A 17,476-nucleotide genomic window follows, 5' to 3' on the forward strand; every position below is an offset into this window, starting at 1 on the left:
CTCGAAGGAGACAGCATGGATGAGCCGGCCCTGGACCTGCGCCCGGTCACGATGGAACTCGAGAAGATCGAGGTTCGCGCGCCCGGCGACGAGGGCCCCGCCGCGGCGGACCTCGGCGGGCGGGTGAGCGTCGGCGGCCCGATCGCGGTGCCCATCGCGCCGGACTCGCTCGAGGGTGAGCTGCGCACGTTCGCCCTCGCCGAGGCGAGCCGGTACACGTACCACATGGCGCGCCTGGCGCTCTCCCTCACCACCGGTTCCGACGACCCGCCATTCACGCAGGCGGTGCTGACGCTCCTGCTGTCGTCGGCAGGCACCCCGGGCGATCCGCCGGTCGCGTGGTCGATGGCACCGGAGCGGGTCGTGGACGCCCAGGAGGCCACCGACACCTTCAAGTTCGCGCCCGAGCTCAAGATGGAGCCGGTCTCGGTGTCGCTGGGCAGTGTCGAGCGACAGACCACCGTCACCACCAGCGATCCCCACATCAGGGCGCACAACCTGCTCACCTCCGATCCGGCCTGGCACCTCTACGCGACGACGCACAACCCGCTCGCCGGCGTGTTCGCGTTCCGGTTGGTGCTGCGGTGCCCGGTGGGGGTGACGCCGCAGGCCTTGGTGTCGGTGAGCGCGACCGTGCGCGAGCGGAGGCTGCTGTGGTACCGCAGCCGCGACCTGCCCCCGACCGTGTTCGCCACGACCGTATGAGCGCAGCGCCGGATCCGGACGACGCGGTGCGGGCCTGGGCGCAGGCTCACGCCGCGACCGTTTCCACCCGGCCACGGGTGGCCCGGGCCGCGCGTTCGGTCGCCGACCTCGCCCCGCGGCTGCTGCACACGTTCAAGGCGGCCCGGGGCGAAGAGGACTCGGATTCGGATCTCGGTGTGCGCGGGCTGGCCGTCCTCCGGTCCGCGGACGTGGGCGTTGCGATCCTCACCGGATGCCGCGACGGCACGGTTCGCATGTGGGATCCGCTGACCGGACACGAGCGGCACGACTTCTCGCTGGACGAGTCTCGGGTCGACGCCGTGGCAGCGATCACGACCGCGGACGGGCGATCACTGGTGGCCCTGGGCGATCGGCAGGGACGCGTTCGGCTTCTCGATCCGGCTACCGGTGCGCCGCTTCGGACCATCGACGCGCATGAGGACGAAGTGACCGGCGTGCAGTTCGCGGTCGCTTCCGACGGCACGCTCCTGCTGGCCACGGTCTCGGACGACGGCTACGCCAAGCTCTGGGACGCGGCCACTGCCACCCTCGTTCGTTCTCTCCAGGCCAGTTCGGGAGATCTGTCCGGCCTCGATGTGAACGTCGCTGCCGATGGAACGGTCCTGCTCGCCGTGGGTTCCTCCCGGCAGGCGCAGGTCTGGGACGCCTCGGCCGATCAGCAACGATGTGAAATCGAGGTCGACGCCTCGGGGATCGTCCGATTCATCATCGCCGGCGATGGAGTGCTCCGGCTGGTGACCGGCGGGCGCGATCCGGATCTTCTGATATCCAACCCTCAGACCGGCGAACGGCTTCAACGGTTCGTCTCGGGCGGATTCGTGACCGGAGCGGACTGCCCCCGCAACCGGCGGAATCCGTCGTTCCTGGCCGCCCTCGGCGACAACGGCCGGATCGACCTCATCGATCCGATCACTGCCGAGCCCATCCGCCACGTCGACGGGCCGACGGAGGCCTACTGGTCGGCCCGTCTCGCGGAATTTGACGACGGCCGGCTGCTGCTCGCCGCCGGGCGCATCGACGGCTCCGTCGACGTCTGGTCGCTGCTGGAACCAGCGGAGCAGGATGCCGGCACGGACCGCCAACTCGAAGTCCTCCGCCAGTTCAGCCTTCCCGATCACGTCGACGGCGAGACGCAAACGGTATTCCTGCACGGGCGAGACGACGCGCTGCTCCTGGCCACGGGTACCCCCGACGCCGTCCGTATCTGGGACCTCGACGGCGGAACGCGGTTGCTGCGCACGCTCACACCAGGCGGCTGGTTTCTGGGCGTCTCGGCCACGCCCCTGCCGGACGGCTCCGATGCGGTGATCGTCAGCGAGAACGAAAGAGCGGTGTATCTCGGGAATCCGGCAACCGGTGAGTACTTACACAGGGTCGGGCCCGAAGGAGTCTCCTTGACCGGGTACTCCGCATCCTTCGTCACCGAAACGGACGGTGCGGATTCGCTCTATGTAACTACTTCCTCCGGCGTGTCACGCTGGAGGATCGCCGACAGCGGAGCAGACCCCGAGCTTGATCCGCACGTGGAGTTTTCGGGCGACGGCACGGTCTTCTCGATTGCGGCCGGCCGCCTGGGCGACGGGTCCTCCGTGCTGGCCGTCGGCGGTCGGCATGCCGTCGTGCTGTATGGGTTGCCGACGGGTGAGGAACTGCAGCGATTCGAGGCGAGTAACGTCAGCTCTGTCGCGTTGTGCGAGTTGCGCGACGGCACATCATTGCTCGGCGTATTCGACGTGGACGGCATCAGCGTCTGGAACGTCGAACGCGGGACCCGGGCGCGTATCGCGTTCGAAAGCCCCCCGAAGGGGGCGATACGTCTTGCGGCACTTCCGGACGGCGGGGCGCTTCTGCTGACAGGCCCGGTGGGGGAAGCGCTCCTGTACGACGCGATCACCGGCGACCGGCTGTTTGCGCTCGGGGCAACCTCATGGCAGCGGTACAACTCGATGGAACCGTTCGGGCTCTCCGCCCGGCGCGACGGCACGATCTGGGCATCGCATCCGCGCGGCGAGGACGTGGTCGTGACCGTGCTGGCCGGTCCTACCGCCGGGTCGACGCCGGGCGATGGTGGCGGGCGGCGCCGAGGCCGGGATCGCGAGGTCGTGGCCCAGCGGTTCGCGCTTCTGGCCGGCGCCGGGCTCGACGCGGCATTCGGGCTGGTCGAGGATCTCGCGCACCTCATCGGCGCGGGCGAGGGTTCGGGTGCGCTCGAAGGGCTCGTCGGACACCCTGGGTTCCGGCGGTTGCGTGCGCTTGACTGGCCCCTGGCCGCACGGGTGGGGCTCGCCGCGTTGCTGCTGGAGGAGGCGCCGTCGAGCGTGCGCCCTGCGCCGCCGGGAGCGGACCTGTCGCGGCTTCGGAGCGAACTGCTCGCCGCGCTGGAGCGGCCGCCGGCCGGCGCACGGCCCGCACCCGTGCCGATCGCGGACCTGATAGCCGGCGCGCAGGCCGTGACCGACCGGACGCTCACGCTCCTCACCCTGCTCGGGCCGGAGGCCGTCGCCGCGGATCCGATGATGCCGCTGCGCCTGCGCCGTCAGGCGGACAACCTGCCGGAGATCGGGTTCGTTGCCCCGACGGCGATCACCGACCTTCCGCGTCGGGTGGAGGCCGAACTGGATGCGCACGCCGTGTCGGCGCGAGCCGGCTCGGCCACCGTCGGCCTGCGGCGGCACGGTCCGCAACGCGACCTGCTGCGCAGCCAACTGGCCCTGCCGCCTCGGCTGTACGCCTGGCTCCAGGCGCGCGGCGGCCTGTTGTACCGCCTCCACGAAGGCGAACCGCAGATCTTCGTCGAACCGCTCGTGATCGTCCTGGACACCACCCCGCCGACGTTCGGCCCGGTCGAGGCCACGCTGCGGCTGCTGGCATTCGGCCTGGCCGGCGCGGTGCTGCGGGCGCGGCAGGAGGTTGCGATGGTCACGCTGGACCGCCCGGGACGGCTTGCGCCGCTGCGCGGGGCCGAGGATCTCGTGGGCCTGTGGACGACGCGGTGCTACGACCCGCCGGATCTCCGCGAGGCGCTCGTCACCGCCGGGAGCGCGGGCCTGGCCGCGACGGTGGTGCTCACCACGCATCACGTGGCGCGTCACCATCGCCTGACTCCTTGCCGGAGCCTCCGGGTCGCGACGACGCACGCGCCGGGCGAACGACCGCGGCCGGCGATGTCCGGCCCGTTTGGCGTGCATCTGGCGCCTCGGGCGGCGGTGCCGGACGTGGCGCGAGCAATTGCCGAGTTGCTGATCGCCGGGACCGGAGACGGAGAACGCTGATGGATGCGCACGATGGCGTCGGACCGAGCCCGCTGGCGAAGTGGGCGGCCAGCCATGCGGCGAGCGTCCGCCGGTCATCTCTGGCGCCGGCTCGCATCACCGCGCCGGTCCTGAGTGCCGACGACCTGAATCCGGTCTTGCTGCACACCCTTGACGGAAACCTGCAGGACAGTTTCGAGCCGCAAGGCGGCCGTGATGGTCGCCCCGGTGTTCGCGCACTCGCGATGGTAGGCCTTCCCGGCGGGGGATCGCTGCTCGCCACCGGCTCCCATCGCGGCGCAGTGCGTCTCTGGGATCCGGAATCGGGATCGTGCCACATGGTTTTTGAGGGCCACTCCGATGGTGTTTACGACGTGGCACTACACGCCGCGGAAGATGGTTCAGTGCTACTTGCGACCGCGTCGTTCGACGAATCGGTGCGGCTATGGGACGCGCTTTCCGGCGAATTGCTTCAGACCTTTCCGTCGCGTGCTCAGGCCAGCTCGGTGCGCTTTGTCTCGATGGCCGACGGCAGTCTTTCTCTGGTTGCCGGTTGTGTTGGCGAGGTCAGGGTATTCGATTTGCGGTCGAATGAACTCCGCCTTGTTTTCGACCAGCATCGCGGCGATGTGAAGGCGATCGATTGCATGATCTCAGAGCGTGGCGCTCGGCTCGTGGTCACCGGAGATCAAGAAGGTCGGGTGCGGGTGTGGGATTGTGAAACGGGTCAGGTCAGGCATAGCCTGGAGGCTTCGGTTAGTGAAATATTCCGACTGAGACTCGAGCAAGGATCAGATGGCCTATCCACGCTCCTGGTTGCTGGCACGGATGGCTTCTCCAGCGTATTGCGGCTTGAGGGAGAAGCCGTCATGGCGCCCCCTGTTTGGGTGGGCTCTATCGTTGAGGCCGCGACAATTGTGCCAAACTGTCCGAGAGTCGCCGTCGTTGCTGGTGAAAACGGAGAAATAGGTGTTTGGGACTTTCATGATCGCGTGAAGATTCGCACTCTGGTGCCGGCCTCGGAAACGATCTGGAGCAGTGAGATCGGCCAGGCTCGTGACGGTCGCCTGCTGCTGGCGACGGGGGATGTATCCGGCGCCGTGCGGATATGGGAACTGACCGGGCCGAGGCCGAAGCAAGCTCCTTCGCGTAGCGGTCCGAGGCGGGTTTCTGTCGGAACTGATCCGATTGGTTTGCGTTGTGACGGCGATTCGAGGGCGGTGGAATTCATTGAGCGCCCAGGCTCTTCACCGTTACTCGTGACCGGCGGCGATGTGACGCGGGTCTGGGACACCTCAACCCACGAGTGTATGCACGAATTTGACAGGTCGAACGACGTCGCGTGGTATCTGTCCACTTTGGTGCGTTCGGACGGGTCTGCGCTCCTTGCGGTGTCGGAGAGTCAGGACGTGGTGCGGCTCTGGGATCCGATTTCCGGATCATTCTTGAAAGATTTCTCCGGACTGCGCTATGCAGCCCGATTGGCGCGTGATCCGTATGGCGCCGAAGTTCTAATATCGGGTGGGCCGAGCCGGTATGGGGTTGAGTTGCGAGATGTGGCTTCCGGTGCGTTGATCCGGGAGTTCCAGAACGTGAACGAGGCCATATTCTCGGTTGCGGCGGTGGTCCTTATGAATGGTCGGATGGTTGTTGCGGCGGCCGGAGCTGATTCGACAATTTGGGTATGGAACTACTCCGACGGCAGCCTGATGCATCGACTGGTTGGTCATACAAAAGGAATTTACAGTATCGAGTTTGTGGCGTCTGGAGGTGGTTCTGAGATACTTGTCAGTGGCGGTCTGGACGGAGCTGTAAAAGCTTGGGACCTGGATTCGGGAACATGTTCTATGTCAATCGAAGCCGGGGACGTGATTCGCTCCATCCGCGCCCTCCGGCTTGCCGATGGTGGAGTGGTCGTCGCTGCGTCGCTACAGGGCTTGTCGCAGGATGGCACAGAAATCGGCTATCACATCGGACCTGTCATTCTGTGGGACATTGAAACGGGCGAACGCCTGGCCGAACTTGCTCCGGAGGTCTTTCACCAGAGCTATTCGACCGAGTATCTAGCCTTCGCTGAAATTGGGAGCGGGAGATATCTGTTTGGGTATTCCGGTGTCGATGGGCCAATGCTCACCACGGTTGACATCGAGGTCGGGGATGAGCCGTTCGCGGGGGAGCGCAAGCAGGCCGCGCCCGATGTGGTCCGGGCCGCCGTTGACGGAGTGCCCGCGCTCGCCTCCGCGGGTATCGCGGCCCCCCTCTCGGTCGTTGCCGATCTCGTGCAGCTGACCGGCGGCCACGGAGTGGGCGAGCGGCTCGCGATGCTGGCCGGGCACCGTGGCGTGGCCCGGCTCCGGGCACTGGGGTGGCCATCCGCCGCTCGCGTCGGTTTTGCCGCCCTCCTCGCCGAACAGGCCGAGTTCGACCCGGCCTTCGCCGCGCCCGAGGCGACCGTGCCGCAGCTGCGTCAAGCACTGGACGGCGCGCTGCGGGCGGCGTCGGCCACGCACCGGTCGGTCACCGTGCCCGTCGGTGCGCTCGTGGCGGCCGCGGAGGAGGTGAGCGAGCAGACGGTCACGCTGCTCGCGCTGCTCGGGCCGGAGGCCGTCCAGGCCGACCCGACGCTCCCGGTGCGCTCCCGGCATCTCGCGGCGGCGTTGCCCGTGCTCGATCCGCGGGCGCACGCCGCCATCACCGACATTCCACGGCAGGTCAGCGCTCAGCTCGACGCCCGGGCAGCGTCCGCCCGGTCCAGTGCGGGGACCGTCGGGCTGCGGCGCCGTGGAGAGCCGCGCAACCTGCTGCGCACCCAGCTGGCGCTGCCGCCGGAGCTGTTCCGGCTCGAGCAGGCGCGCGGAAGTCTGCTGTACCGGTTGCACGAGGGCGAGCCCCGGCTGGTGCTGGAGCGGACGGTGCTCGTCCTCGACAACACTCCGCCGGCGTTCGGTCCGATGGAGATCGCCCTCCGGCTCGTCGCGCACGGCATCGCGCAGCTGTTGCTCAAGGAGGGGCAGGAGGCGGCCGTCGTCACGCTCGACCGGCCGGGGCAGGTCACGCCGCTGCGGAGGGCCGCGGATCTCATGGCGCTGTGGACGACCCGGACGCTCGAGCCGCCCGATCTGGCTACGGCGATGCACACGGCGAGCGGGACCGGGATGGCCGTGACCGTGGTACTGGCCATGCGGTACGCCGCGGAGGACCACGGGCTCACCGGGCGGCCCGGGCTGCGCGTCGTGACGACCCATGCGCCCGGGGAGAGCGCCGGGCGGGACGCCGCTTCGTCCTACATCGTGCGGGTGCCGCCGCGCCCGACGGCCGCCGACGTCGGACGGGCCGTCGTCGCGATCCTGGCCGGCGGCGAGGGCCGGTAAGCAGAGCCGGTGGGCTCAGCCGCAGAGCATCTGCTGGATGTTCCGGAGGCCGGCGGCGGCCAGCAGCGCCTCGACGTGCTCGGGGCGCATGGCGTCACCGAGCACCTCGACACCGTTGCCGGTGACCGTGATGCGGAGCCTGACCAGTGCGCCGTCCGGGTGGTCCGCGTACTCGTCGGGCGAGATCAGGTCGGGCAGGCTCTCAACGTACCGATGCTCGGTCATCGTTCCCCCAGACTCCGGCGATACGGGTTCGGCACTCCGGGCAGCGGCCGGCGTGCAGCAGAGGCGGCTCCGCGGACCAGATGTCGCGGCGTACGACCACCGCGGCGCAGCCCGGGCAGCGGGTCTCCCGGCCGGCCGGGCCGAGCGCCCGCTCCACGTAGACGTAGTGCAGGCCCGCGGCGCGCCCGATCGCCGCGGCGTCCTCCAGGGCCGTCGGGGAGGTCGGATCGCGGTCGGTCATGCGGTACGCCGGGCTGAACCGCAGCAGGTGCCACGGCATCGCCGGGTCGATGGCGGCGACCGCGGCGGCGATGGCGGCGACCTGGTCCGGGTGGTCGTTGAAGCCGGGAATGAGCGGCGTGGACACCTCGACCCAGGCGCCGGCGGCCCGGAAGCCCGCGATCGCGGCGAGCACCGGGGCGACCTCCCCGCCGGTGAGGCGGCGGTGATCGTCGTCGTGCACCGCCTTGAGGTCGATGTTCAGGGCGGCGACCGCAGGGGCGGCCAGCGCCAGCGCCTCCGGGGTCAGGTAGCCGTTGCTCTTCCAGACCACGGGCGTGCCGGTGGCGGCCAGCGCCAGCGTCAGCTCGATGGCCAGCGAGGGCTCGGTGTAGGACAGCGCGATGCCCGCCGCGCCGGTGTCGGCCACCTTGCGGGCGGCCGCGGCCGGGTCGACGGGCGTGGCGTCCCAGTCCTGGCCGCCGGGTCGGCCGTACTGCGAGATGCGGAAGTTGATGCAGTAGTCGCAGCGGAACGAGCAGCCCGGCGCGGCCAGGGTCAGCACGCGGCGGCCGGGGTGCCAGTGGTACAGCGGCTTACGCTCGACCGCGTCGAGGTGCTCGACGGAGCTGGCGAAGGTGAGCGTCTCCAGCCCCGCCTCGGCGCCGCGGCGAACCTGGCAGTAGCCGACCTGGCCGGGCCCGAGCCGGCATCGGTGCGGACACAGGTCGCACCGGTGCCGTCCCGCTTCGGCCGTGGACAGCACGGCCGGGGTCCACTCGCTCATCACCGGTCATGCTAGGGCGAACGCCGAGATCAGCTCCAGCGTCGAGCGTCCGAACAAGCCGAAAGTACGGGAGGTTCCGGTCCTCACGCCCGGGTGGCGCGCACCCGTGGATAGCCGGTCGGGCCGAAGGAGACGTTGTCGCTCGGGTCGATGACGAGCTCGTCCCCGTGGAGTTCGCAGGTGTACGTCCTGATGAACGGTCCGTCCACATAGGCTACCCGCAGCGTGAAGGCGCCGCCGTTCCAGGCTCCCGTCGCGGCCGTGGCGCCGTTGGGCACCCAGCCGTCGTGGGCGTAGGGGTGCTCGTGGGTGCCGAAGGCGTCCTCGATGACGACCCGGCCCGGGGTGAGCGTCACCGCGCGGATCGTCGGCGTGTGCTCGTGGCTGGGCCGCCAGTCGCCGGTGCGGTGGCGGCGCGGCTCGGCGACCACGAACCGTCCCTCCACATTCGACGGTCCACCGGGGACGGTCGGCAGCGCGAGGGGCCCGATCTCGCACGGCTCGAGGTCGTCGAGCAGGTGCTCCCACGCGAGGTCGAGCACGCGCTGCATGTCCGTCGTGCCGCCGGTCATCGCCAGCACCGCGTCGCGTTCGGGGATGACGACGCAGAACTGGCCGAACGCGCCGTCGCCGCGGAACGCGTTGTGGCGGCAGCGCCAGAACTGGAAGCCGTAGCCCTGGTTCCAGTCGGGCAGGTCGCCCCCGTCGTCGTTGTCGGCCTGGGCTCGGGTCGCCTGCTCGGCCCAGCCGGGCGGGAGGGTGCCGTCGGGGTCGTGCAGGTACAGCTGCCCGAACCGCGCGACCTCGTGGGTCCGTGCGGACAGGCCCCACCCGGCGACGTCGCGGCCCTGGGGGCACTGCTCCCACGTGACGGGCCCGAAGCCGAGCGGGTCGAGCAGGCGCGGGCGCAGGTAGTCGACCAGCCGCTGCCCCGTGAGCCGCTGCACGATCGCGCCCAGGGCGTAGGTGGCGGCGGTGTTGTAGAGCCAGTGGGTGCCCGGCTCCCGCTCGACCGGCGCGGCGAGGAAAGTTTCGAGCCAGTCCGCGCCGGACGGCTGCGGCTCGACCACGTGCCCGGTCGTCATCGTGAGCAGGTGCCGCACGAGCATTCGCGGGTCGCCGCGGCCGTCGCAGTACTTCGCCACCGGCTCGTCGATGTCGAGGAGCCCCTCGGCGACCGCGTACCCGGCCGCGGTGCTCGTGAAGCTCTTGCTGAGCGAGAACAGGCGGTGGGGCGTGTCCAGGGTGTACGGATGCCAGGCGCCCTCGGCCACCACCTCGCCGCCGCGCCGGAACACCAGGCTGTGCAGCGCGTCGACGTCGCGCTCGACCGTCGCGATGAAGGACCGCACACTCATGCCGAAAGCCTAGCCGTCCAAACTGGACGCGGCCGAAGCCGCGTTCAGCAGGGTGTTCGTAGCTGAGAGTCGCGAGGCGTTGACATCGAGTGCGCATCCCGGCACGCTTTGATGCTGACGAATGCGTAGAGCCGTCGTGCGGGGCGCTGCGCCCATTCGTGCGCCGCGTCTCGACTCGTTGCTGGCCGTCTTCTCTCGATGAATCGGAGATCCGATGCGCGTCGCGCTCCTCACCACGACTCAGCATGGGCACCTGAATCCGTACATTCCGGTGGTCAACGCGCTGCGAGCCGCCGGCAGTGAGGTCGCGCTGCTGCTGTTGTCCGCGGACGGTGGCGCGCTCGACGAGCAGCGCCGCCGGGCCCTGGGCGCGACGGAGGTCCACGCGATCGGGCAGGTCGAGATGGCGCCGTGGAGCGGCGACCCGGCGAAGATCGGCCCGATGCTCCAGTCCTCGCCGGTGGCGGGCCGGACGGCCGACGCCATCCGCGCGACGGCGCCGGACTTCGTGCTCGTCGACTCGCTGCCGGTCACGGCGTCGGCGATGGCCGGGGTGCAGGCCTCCGGCGTGCCGTACGGGATGATCTGGGCCAACCTGGGCGGAGTGTGCCCGAGCGAGCACCGACGGGGTCGCTGGGCGTACGACGAGCAGGTCGGCGACTACCTGACCAGGCACGGGGTGCTGTGGTCGACGCGGACCCATTCGGCGCGTTCGCCGATGCTCAACATGATGCCGACGATTCCCGCCCTCGTCGGAGACGACGGGGTCACCGACGACGGTGTGCAGCTGGTCGGGTTGCCGGGTGCGGCGGGGACCCGCGGCGACGAGGTCGCCTTCGCGGGCCTGGATCGGATCGACCCCGACCGGCCGCTGGTGTACGTCTCCTTCGGCACGATCTTCTACCGGCGGCCGGACCTGCTGCGCACGGTGATCACCGGAGCGGCGGCGACCGGTGCGCAGGTGATCGCGGCGGTGGGAGATCTCGCCGAGGAGCTCGCGCTGCCCGGCGAAGTGCTCACCGCCCCCTACCTGCCGCAGCGTGAGGTGCTCGAGCGGGCCGATGTGTTCGTCACCCACGGCGGGTACAACTCCGTGGCGGAGTCGATCCGCGCGGCGACACCGATGCTGGTGATCCCGCTGGCGGTCGACCAGCCCGTCCAGGCGTACTTCGTGAGCAGCGCGGGCTTCGGCACGGCGTTGGAGCCGGCCGGCGTCACCGAGCAGGCGGTCGCCGACGCCGTCACCGATCTGCTCGATCCCGCCCGGGACTACCGGGCCCGGCTGCGGGCCGCGCAGCCGGAGTGCGGCGACTCCGCCCTGCGCACGGCCGAGCTGGTCATCGGCACGGTCGAGACGCTCCAGCGAAAGGGAAGCAGTGACGATCGAGCTGCAACGGCCGGTTGACGACCCGATCGTGGTCGATGATCTCGAGCGCCTCTCGTTCCGGGTGGATCGCCGCGCCTACACCGACGACGACCTTGCCGCACGGGAGATGACCAGGATCTTCGATCGCTGCTGGTTGTACGTCGGGCACGAGTCGGAGGTGCCCGCACCGGGTTCCTACGTGGCCCGCGACGTCGGCGGGCGCCCGGTGGTCATGGCGCGCGGGTCCGACGGGGTGATCCGGGTGTTCGCCAACAGCTGCCCGCACCGCGGGGCGATGATCTGCTCGCAGCCGGCCGGGCAGGCCAGGTCGTTCCGGTGCCCGTATCACGACTGGACGTTCTCCAACCAGGGCGACCTGGTCGGGGTCCCGATCCCGGACGGCTACGGGCCGGGCTTCCGGAAGGCGGACTTCGGCCTGGCGCGGCACCGCAGTGACAGCTACCGCGGGTTCGTGTTTGCCACCTTCGATCCCGAGCAGCCGCGCACCCTGACCGAGTACCTGGCGGGTGCGACGGAGTACCTCGATCTGATCGACGACCAGTCCGAGGCCGGGATGGAGGTGATCCAGGGCGCGCAACTGCACGGGGCCCGGGCCAACTGGAAGCTCATGATGGAGAACAGCGTCGACATCTACCACTTCCGGGCCCTGCACAAGCGCTACGTCGGCTACATGGAGTCGCTGGGGTCGGTGCCACCACGACGACGAGGCGGCTTCGGCCGCGCCCTCGGACTGGGTCATGGAGCCAACGAGCTGCCGCCGGCGGCGGCCCGCCCGCTCGCCTACTGGACGCCGATGTTCGGCACCGAGGTCCGGCCGCGGATCGAGGCGACGGCCGCACGGTTCGTCGACCGGTTCGGCCCCGAGCGCGCCGAGCGGATCACCGGCACCAACCGCGCGTTGCTGATCTTCCCCAACCTGATGATCATCGACGCGATCGCGATCACCATCCGCAAGATCGACCCGGTGGGCGCCGACCGGATGGCCATCACCTCGGTCGCCCTGGCCCCCAAGGACGAGGATCCGGACATCCGGGAGCTGCGCAAGAGCCACTACCTGACGTTCCTCGGCCCCGCCGGCTTCGCCACCCCCGACGACATCGAGATCATCGAGTCGTGCCAGCGGGGCTATCGCAACCGCACGGTCCGCTACTCGGACCTGTCGCGCGGGATGGACAAGGCGGTCCCGGAGACGACCGACGAGCTGCCCGCCCGCGAGTTCTGGCGGCAGTGGGACCGGCTGATGCACGGCGACGACGGTCACCTCGAGGGCGCACGATGACCATCGAGCTGACGGTCGACGAGGCGGCCCGGGTCCGGCTGTGGCACCGGGTGAGCCAGTTCCTGTTCCGTGAGGCGCGGCTGCTGGACGAGTGGCGGCTGCGGGAGTGGTACGACGAGATGCTGACCGACGACATCCGCTACTGGGTGCCGGCCACCGACGTGCGCGGCGAGACGGCCGATGCGCTCGGGCTCATCGACGACGACGCCGCCCGGCTCCGCCAGCGGATCGAGCAGCTCCTCAACGGCGAGGTGTGGTGCGAGAACCCTCGGTCGCGGACGAATCGGATGATCAGCAACGTGGAGATCCTGACCGATCGGGGCACGCACCTCGACGTGGCGGCGAACTTCATCGTGTACCGGTTCGGGCACGGGCGCTCCGACGCCTACGTCGGGAAGTGCCGGCTCGAGCTCGTCGTCGACGGCGAGTCGTTCCGGGTTCGGCGACGGGTCGTGGTGCTCGACCACGAAACGTTGTACGAGCACGGAAAGCTCAGCATCATCCTGTGACCGCGCAGTGACGACGGCCGTCCCCGGCAGCGTTTCACCCGTTGCCGCCCCCCAGCCGAGTCTTCCTCGTGAGGTCTACGTCCTCAGCGTCGTCGGTGGCTGCGTCATGCTGGGCCTGGGCCTGGTGCTCCCGGTGCTCCCGGTGTACGCCGCGACGTTCGGGGCCGGGCCCACGCAGATCGGCGCGCTGGTCGCCCTGTTCGCGTTGATGCGCCTGGTCACCAGCCCGTTCTGCGGCCGGCTGGCCATGCGTTTCGGGGAGCGGCGAGTCCTGGTCGCCGGCCTGCTGCTCTGTGCCGTCTCCTCGGCCCTGACGGCGTTCGCCGGTTCCTACTGGCAGTTGCTCGTGTTCCGCAGCCTCGGCGGCGTCGGCTCGGTGCTGTTCTCGGTGTCCGCGCTGGCGACCCTCCTGGCGATCGCGCCGGCCGGCCAGCGGGGCCGGGCCAGCGCCGTGTTCGAAGTGGGCTTCCTGCTCGGCGGGGTCTGCGGACCGGCACTGGGCGGGCTCCTCGCGCTCATCACCCTGTCCGCGCCGTTCGTGGTGTACGCCGTGCTGTTGCTGGCCGCCGCGGTGCTGACCCTGGCGGTGCTCCGCACCGGCCGGGCCGCGGGTGCGGAGCCCGGCCGTGACGTGGCCCGGCTCCCGGTCCTGCTGCGGGATCGGCGCTACCTGGTCGCCTGCCTCGCGGCGCTGGCGCAGGGATGGGTCCTGTTCGGGCTGCGCAGCGCGCTGGTCCCCATCGTGGTCGTGGCGTGGCGGCACGACGTGACGTGGGTCGGGTGGGCGTTCACGATATCCGCCGTCGTGCAGGCGCTGCTGATCATGCCGGCCGGCCGGATGGTCGATCGGGCCGGTCGCCGGCCCGCCATGATCGCCGGGACCGGTGTGGCCGCGGCGGCGATCACCGCCTTGGCGCTCGTGGACAGCTACGCCTGGCTCGTCGTCCTGCTCAGTGTGTACGCGGCGGGATCGGCGCTGCTCAACGCCGCACCGGCCGCGCTGGTCGGCGACGTCGTCGCCGGCCGGGCCGGCAGTGGGGTCGCCGTCTTCTCGATGTGTACCGATGTCGGCGCCGTCGCCGGACCGGTCGTCGTCGGGCTCATCGCCGAGCGGACGAGTGTTCCGGCCGCCTTCGGCAGCGGCGCCGCGCTGCTGGCCGTCGCCTTCGTGGCGTCGTGGACGTTGACAACTGTTCGGCCAACGCGAAGGAGTTGATCGATGATGCAGCCGTCTGCCCGGCACGAGCGGGGGGAGGCCATGTTCCAGCAGGTCTTCGGCCGCGAACCCCGCCCGGGCTCCTACCCGGAGTTCCTGCGGATCACCGTCGACCACCTGTTCGGCGAGATCTGGACCCGCCCGCACCTGAGCGTCGAGGAGCGCGAGCTGGTCGCGCTGAGCGCGGTCGCGCTGGCGCGGACGGACTGGGAGCTGCGCGGCCACATCGGCGCCGCCCTGCACCTCGGGATGTCGCGGGAGAAGATCGTCGAGGTCATCATCCAGCTCGCCTACTACGGTGGCTGGCCGGTCGCCAACAACGGGCTGCGCGTCGCCCAGGAGGTCTTCGCCGAGCTCGACCGCGCCGCCGGGACGGACGCGGACCATGACCGGTGAGCCGTCGCCCCTCGACCCGGCCGAGAAGGTCGACCTGTGGCGCCAGCGGTTCTTCGAGGCCCAGGCGGCCGCGGAGGAGTTCATCCTGGGCGAGCACGGCGAAGAAGGCCTGGCCGCGTGGATCCAGGCGAACTCCCGCATCACCGCGGAGCTGCTGGCGGCGCAACGGCCCGCCGGGGTGTCCGCCACGGATCACTTCATGACCCGGCTGCGGCATCAGCTGTTGCTGTACGACTCGGCGGTGACCAGCGAGCCCCGGCCCTCGGGCGCCGTCCTGCGCAACGCCGACTGCGGGATCCTCCGGTACCGCAAACGGGCCGCCCGCGCCGGCGTCGTGCTGACGTTCACCTCACCGTGCCCGTACTGCCAGGAGCTCAACACCGCCATCGCCGCCCGCTACGTGGAGCCGGAGGTCACGGTGTCCTGCGAGCAGGCGGGCGACGGGTGCACCTGGCGCGCGGAATCCCCTCACGATCCTGGGGCGGACGGGGCCGGGTCGCCGCATCTCGGACGAGCCGGCGACTGAACCAGCGGCAGCGCCGTGCGGACGGTGGCCGGCGACCGGCTGCCGTCGAGCGTCATGCCGAGTTGCCGGCCGACGGCCACACACAGATCGTGCGCCGCGGTGCGGGTCAGGTCCTGGTGCTCGTGCTGGGTGAAGCACGCCGACGCCACGTTCTTGTTCCGCAGGCGCAGGTACCACGGGAACAGCGATCCCAGCGCGGGCTCGGTCAGCATGGTGCGCGAATGCACGATCGTCCCCACCAGCAGGTTGCCGAACGGGCGCTGCCCGGCGTTCATGAAGCTCTTCAGGCGCTCCTGGAAGATCTTCAGCACCGCGGGGACGTTCCCCGCGTACACCGGCATGGCGAGCAGCATCGCCTGCGCGCCCTCGGCCAGACCGACCACGTGCTCGAAGTCGTCGTCGATCGTGCACCGGCCCACCTCGGGATCGAGGCAGGTGTCCTCGCCCTCGCACATCGCGATGCGGTGGTCGATCAACCGAATCCGCTGGATCTCCGCGTCGCCGACCTCCCGGACGACGCCGGTGATCGCCGCCTCGAGCAGCGCGTCGGTCAGCGACGGGAGACGCTTCTGGGTGCAGGACAACGCAACGATCTTCACGCGAATGGCCTTCCATGTCCGCTCGGTGCGCCTCAACCTACCGGCAATCGAGCACCGCCGATACGTGTATCGTCGCGGTATCGAACACAACGCAATCGCGGTTCTCGACGACCCGGTCGGGGAGTCGCTGCGCGGCCCGCACGCGCACCTCGCCCGTCGCCTGGGCCGGGCCGCGACCTACGCGGACGGCGTCGCCACCTTCGTTTCCGTGCCGTCCGAGCCGAGCGCAGCCGACTGGGAGGACCTGGCGCGGCTGCTCGGCCCCGGCGGGTTCGCCGACCTCTTCAGCGCCTCCGTCACGCCGCCCGGCGGCTGGGAGCCCGTGTTCGAGCTGGACGGCTTCCAGATGATCCTCGACCGGGTCGCACCGGGGCCGGACCCCGGCGTCGTGGAGCTGGGACCGGCCGACGTGCCGGACATGCTGGCGCTCGCGGCCCGGACCCGTCCCGGGCCCTTCTGGCCGCGGACCATCGAGCTGGGCGCCTTCTACGGCGTGCGCTCGCGGGGCGAGCTGGTGGCGATGGCCGGTGAGCGGCTGCGACCGCCCGGCTGGACCGAGATCAGCAGCGTGTGCACCGCCGAGGAGGCCCGCGGTCAGGGGCTCGCCGCGCGCCTGGTGCGGGCGGCCGCCGACCGGATCGCCGGGCGGGGCGAGCGGGTGTTCCTGCACGTCGTCGCCGCGAACGCCGGCGCGATCCGGGTCTACGAGCGGCTCGGCTTCGTGGTGCGCAGGCCCGTCCGGTTCCACGGCTACCGGATTCCCTCATAAGGCGCGCAAATCCGAAATTTCGGACACATCGCATTCGCCGGTTCCGTAAGGTCGGGCTTGACAGGCCCCCGATCGGAGGGAGACGAGCGGTGAATCGCACGAAGGGGGCGGCGCTGCTGCTCCTCGGCGCCCTGGCCCTGACCGGCTGTTCCGAGCACGCGAGCGCGGAGACGGCGGTGCGCCTGACCGGCATGGCCCGCCTGGCCGCGGCGTCCTCGGCCGAGCCCGTGATGGTGGCGCCCAGCGCCCCGGGCACCGGCGCATCGCCCGGCGCTTCGGCCGACACCTCGAACGCGGCCGACGACCTGCGCGCGGCGCTGCTCACCGACGCCGACATCCCCGGCGGCGGGTTCACCCCCGTGGCCGTGGCGAGCAGCCACAACGGCAAGGTGAGCATCGGCGGCGGCAGCTTCCCCGGCTGCCCCGCCCTGGAGCCGATGACGACCGACGAGACCGTGTCGGCCGCGGTGACGTACGCGAAGGGCGCGATGGGCCCGTACCTCACCCACGCCGTCGTCCGCTTCCCGGCCGGCCAGGCCACCGAGGCCGTCAAGGCGCTGGCGAGCACGGTCGAGGGCTGCAAGAGCTTCGAGCAGCAACTCGCCGGCATCAGCGTGAAGTTCACCCTCGCCGCGACCCAGCCCCCGGCCGGCCTCGGCGATGAGTCGGTGGGCCTGCGCATGACCGGCAGCACGGACATCGGCATCTCGGTGACCGCCGACATCGTGGCCGCCCGCCGCGGCGACTACGTGATCTGGCTCAACGACACCAGCATCGGCACCGACTCCTCGGGCCTGGCCGGGAGCCTGGCCCCGGCGGCGGCCAAGCGCTGCGCCGGGACCCTGCCGGGCTGCTGAT

At 70.5% G+C, this 17,476-nt stretch carries 15 protein-coding genes; 11 read left to right on the top strand and 4 right to left on the bottom strand.

The window, feature by feature from the left end:
- The first annotated feature begins 15 nt into the window (after nucleotides 1-15).
- Genes ABT369_RS49265 through ABT369_RS49275 form a run of 3 tightly spaced genes read left to right on the top strand, consistent with a single transcriptional unit; the run spans nucleotide 16 to nucleotide 7,348 of the window.
- Entirely contained in the window at nucleotides 16-705 is a 690-nt protein-coding gene (locus ABT369_RS49265; protein ID WP_350624075.1) for a hypothetical protein, read from the top strand.
- Nucleotides 702-3,998: a WD40 repeat domain-containing protein gene (locus tag ABT369_RS49270; protein WP_350624077.1), complete on the top strand. Its 3,297-nt coding sequence runs from the start codon at nucleotides 702-704 to the stop codon at nucleotides 3,996-3,998. Before ABT369_RS49265 ends, ABT369_RS49270 begins: the two co-directional genes overlap by 4 nt.
- A complete protein-coding gene (locus ABT369_RS49275) occupies nucleotides 3,998-7,348 on the top strand; it encodes a WD40 repeat domain-containing protein (protein ID WP_350624079.1) in 3,351 nt (1,116 codons plus the stop codon). The genes ABT369_RS49270 and ABT369_RS49275 overlap by 1 nt, the downstream gene beginning before the upstream one ends.
- Before the next feature lie 15 nt (nucleotides 7,349-7,363).
- Here the strand turns inward: ABT369_RS49275 and ABT369_RS49280 are convergent, their stop codons facing one another.
- The 3 genes from ABT369_RS49280 to ABT369_RS49290 form a co-directional block, all read right to left on the bottom strand.
- Nucleotides 7,364-7,573, bottom strand: a complete 210-nt coding sequence (locus ABT369_RS49280) for a radical SAM-modified peptide, FtsH ternary system-associated (RefSeq protein WP_350624081.1) — start codon at nucleotides 7,571-7,573, stop codon at nucleotides 7,364-7,366.
- Nucleotides 7,551-8,579, bottom strand: coding sequence for a radical SAM protein (locus ABT369_RS49285; RefSeq protein ID WP_350624083.1), 1,029 nt, complete (start codon nucleotides 8,577-8,579; stop codon nucleotides 7,551-7,553). The genes ABT369_RS49280 and ABT369_RS49285 overlap by 23 nt, the downstream gene beginning before the upstream one ends.
- A gap of 83 nt (nucleotides 8,580-8,662) precedes the next feature.
- Entirely contained in the window at nucleotides 8,663-9,937 is a 1,275-nt protein-coding gene (locus tag ABT369_RS49290; protein WP_350624085.1) for a serine hydrolase domain-containing protein, read from the bottom strand.
- A 214-nt stretch (nucleotides 9,938-10,151) separates the two neighbouring features.
- On the opposite strand from ABT369_RS49290, the gene ABT369_RS49295 reads away from it, so the two are divergent.
- The 6 genes from ABT369_RS49295 to ABT369_RS49320 are packed head-to-tail and all read left to right on the top strand — an operon-like array spanning nucleotide 10,152 to nucleotide 15,250.
- On the top strand, nucleotides 10,152-11,342 hold the full coding sequence (locus tag ABT369_RS49295) for a glycosyltransferase (protein WP_350624087.1): 1,191 nt from the start codon (nucleotides 10,152-10,154) through the stop codon (nucleotides 11,340-11,342).
- Nucleotides 11,314-12,603 carry an aromatic ring-hydroxylating oxygenase subunit alpha gene (locus ABT369_RS49300; RefSeq protein ID WP_350624089.1) on the top strand — a complete coding sequence of 430 codons (1,290 nt, stop codon included), beginning with the start codon at nucleotides 11,314-11,316 and terminating at the stop codon, nucleotides 12,601-12,603. Before ABT369_RS49295 ends, ABT369_RS49300 begins: the two co-directional genes overlap by 29 nt.
- Entirely contained in the window at nucleotides 12,600-13,112 is a 513-nt protein-coding gene (locus ABT369_RS49305; protein ID WP_350624091.1) for an aromatic-ring-hydroxylating dioxygenase subunit beta, read from the top strand. The genes ABT369_RS49300 and ABT369_RS49305 overlap by 4 nt, the downstream gene beginning before the upstream one ends.
- A gap of 7 nt (nucleotides 13,113-13,119) precedes the next feature.
- Nucleotides 13,120-14,328: an MFS transporter gene (locus ABT369_RS49310; RefSeq protein ID WP_350624093.1), complete on the top strand. Its 1,209-nt coding sequence runs from the start codon at nucleotides 13,120-13,122 to the stop codon at nucleotides 14,326-14,328.
- A 3-nt stretch (nucleotides 14,329-14,331) separates the two neighbouring features.
- The gene (locus ABT369_RS49315) at nucleotides 14,332-14,724 is read left to right on the top strand and encodes a carboxymuconolactone decarboxylase family protein (protein WP_350624095.1); all 393 of its coding nucleotides are present in this window, start codon (nucleotides 14,332-14,334) and stop codon (nucleotides 14,722-14,724) included.
- Nucleotides 14,714-15,250 carry a hypothetical protein gene (locus ABT369_RS49320; protein WP_350624097.1) on the top strand — a complete coding sequence of 179 codons (537 nt, stop codon included), beginning with the start codon at nucleotides 14,714-14,716 and terminating at the stop codon, nucleotides 15,248-15,250. Before ABT369_RS49315 ends, ABT369_RS49320 begins: the two co-directional genes overlap by 11 nt.
- On the opposite strand, the gene ABT369_RS49325 is transcribed toward ABT369_RS49320, so the two are convergent.
- Nucleotides 15,193-15,849 carry a flavodoxin family protein gene (locus ABT369_RS49325; RefSeq protein WP_350624099.1) on the bottom strand — a complete coding sequence of 219 codons (657 nt, stop codon included), beginning with the start codon at nucleotides 15,847-15,849 and terminating at the stop codon, nucleotides 15,193-15,195. The genes ABT369_RS49320 and ABT369_RS49325 overlap by 58 nt on opposite strands.
- Nucleotides 15,850-15,913: 64 nt before the next feature.
- Here ABT369_RS49325 and ABT369_RS49330 point away from each other — a divergent pair, with 64 nt between their 5' ends.
- A complete protein-coding gene (locus ABT369_RS49330) occupies nucleotides 15,914-16,618 on the top strand; it encodes a GNAT family N-acetyltransferase (RefSeq protein WP_350624101.1) in 705 nt (234 codons plus the stop codon).
- An 89-nt stretch (nucleotides 16,619-16,707) separates the two neighbouring features.
- Nucleotides 16,708-17,475: a hypothetical protein gene (locus tag ABT369_RS49335; RefSeq protein WP_350624103.1), complete on the top strand. Its 768-nt coding sequence runs from the start codon at nucleotides 16,708-16,710 to the stop codon at nucleotides 17,473-17,475.
- The last annotated feature ends 1 nt before the right edge of the window (nucleotide 17,476 follow it).

Source organism: Dactylosporangium sp. NPDC000244 (assembly GCF_040300725.1).
GTDB lineage: Bacteria > Actinomycetota > Actinomycetes > Mycobacteriales > Micromonosporaceae > Dactylosporangium.

Bases quoted from the DNA above. Each gene is read 5' to 3' on its own strand.
- ABT369_RS49305 (WP_350624091.1), top strand. From the start codon at position 12,600: ATGACCATCGAGCTGACGGTCGACGAGGCGGCCCGGGTCCGGCTGTGG.
- ABT369_RS49265 (WP_350624075.1), top strand. From the start codon at position 16: ATGGATGAGCCGGCCCTGGACCTGCGCCCGGTCACGATGGAACTCGAG.
- ABT369_RS49315 (WP_350624095.1), top strand. From the start codon at position 14,332: ATGATGCAGCCGTCTGCCCGGCACGAGCGGGGGGAGGCCATGTTCCAG.
- ABT369_RS49280 (WP_350624081.1), bottom strand. From the start codon at position 7,573: ATGACCGAGCATCGGTACGTTGAGAGCCTGCCCGACCTGATCTCGCCC.
- ABT369_RS49275 (WP_350624079.1), top strand. From the start codon at position 3,998: ATGGATGCGCACGATGGCGTCGGACCGAGCCCGCTGGCGAAGTGGGCG.
- ABT369_RS49295 (WP_350624087.1), top strand. From the start codon at position 10,152: ATGCGCGTCGCGCTCCTCACCACGACTCAGCATGGGCACCTGAATCCG.
- ABT369_RS49285 (WP_350624083.1), bottom strand. From the start codon at position 8,579: ATGAGCGAGTGGACCCCGGCCGTGCTGTCCACGGCCGAAGCGGGACGG.
- ABT369_RS49290 (WP_350624085.1), bottom strand. From the start codon at position 9,937: ATGAGTGTGCGGTCCTTCATCGCGACGGTCGAGCGCGACGTCGACGCG.
- ABT369_RS49320 (WP_350624097.1), top strand. From the start codon at position 14,714: ATGACCGGTGAGCCGTCGCCCCTCGACCCGGCCGAGAAGGTCGACCTG.
- ABT369_RS49270 (WP_350624077.1), top strand. From the start codon at position 702: ATGAGCGCAGCGCCGGATCCGGACGACGCGGTGCGGGCCTGGGCGCAG.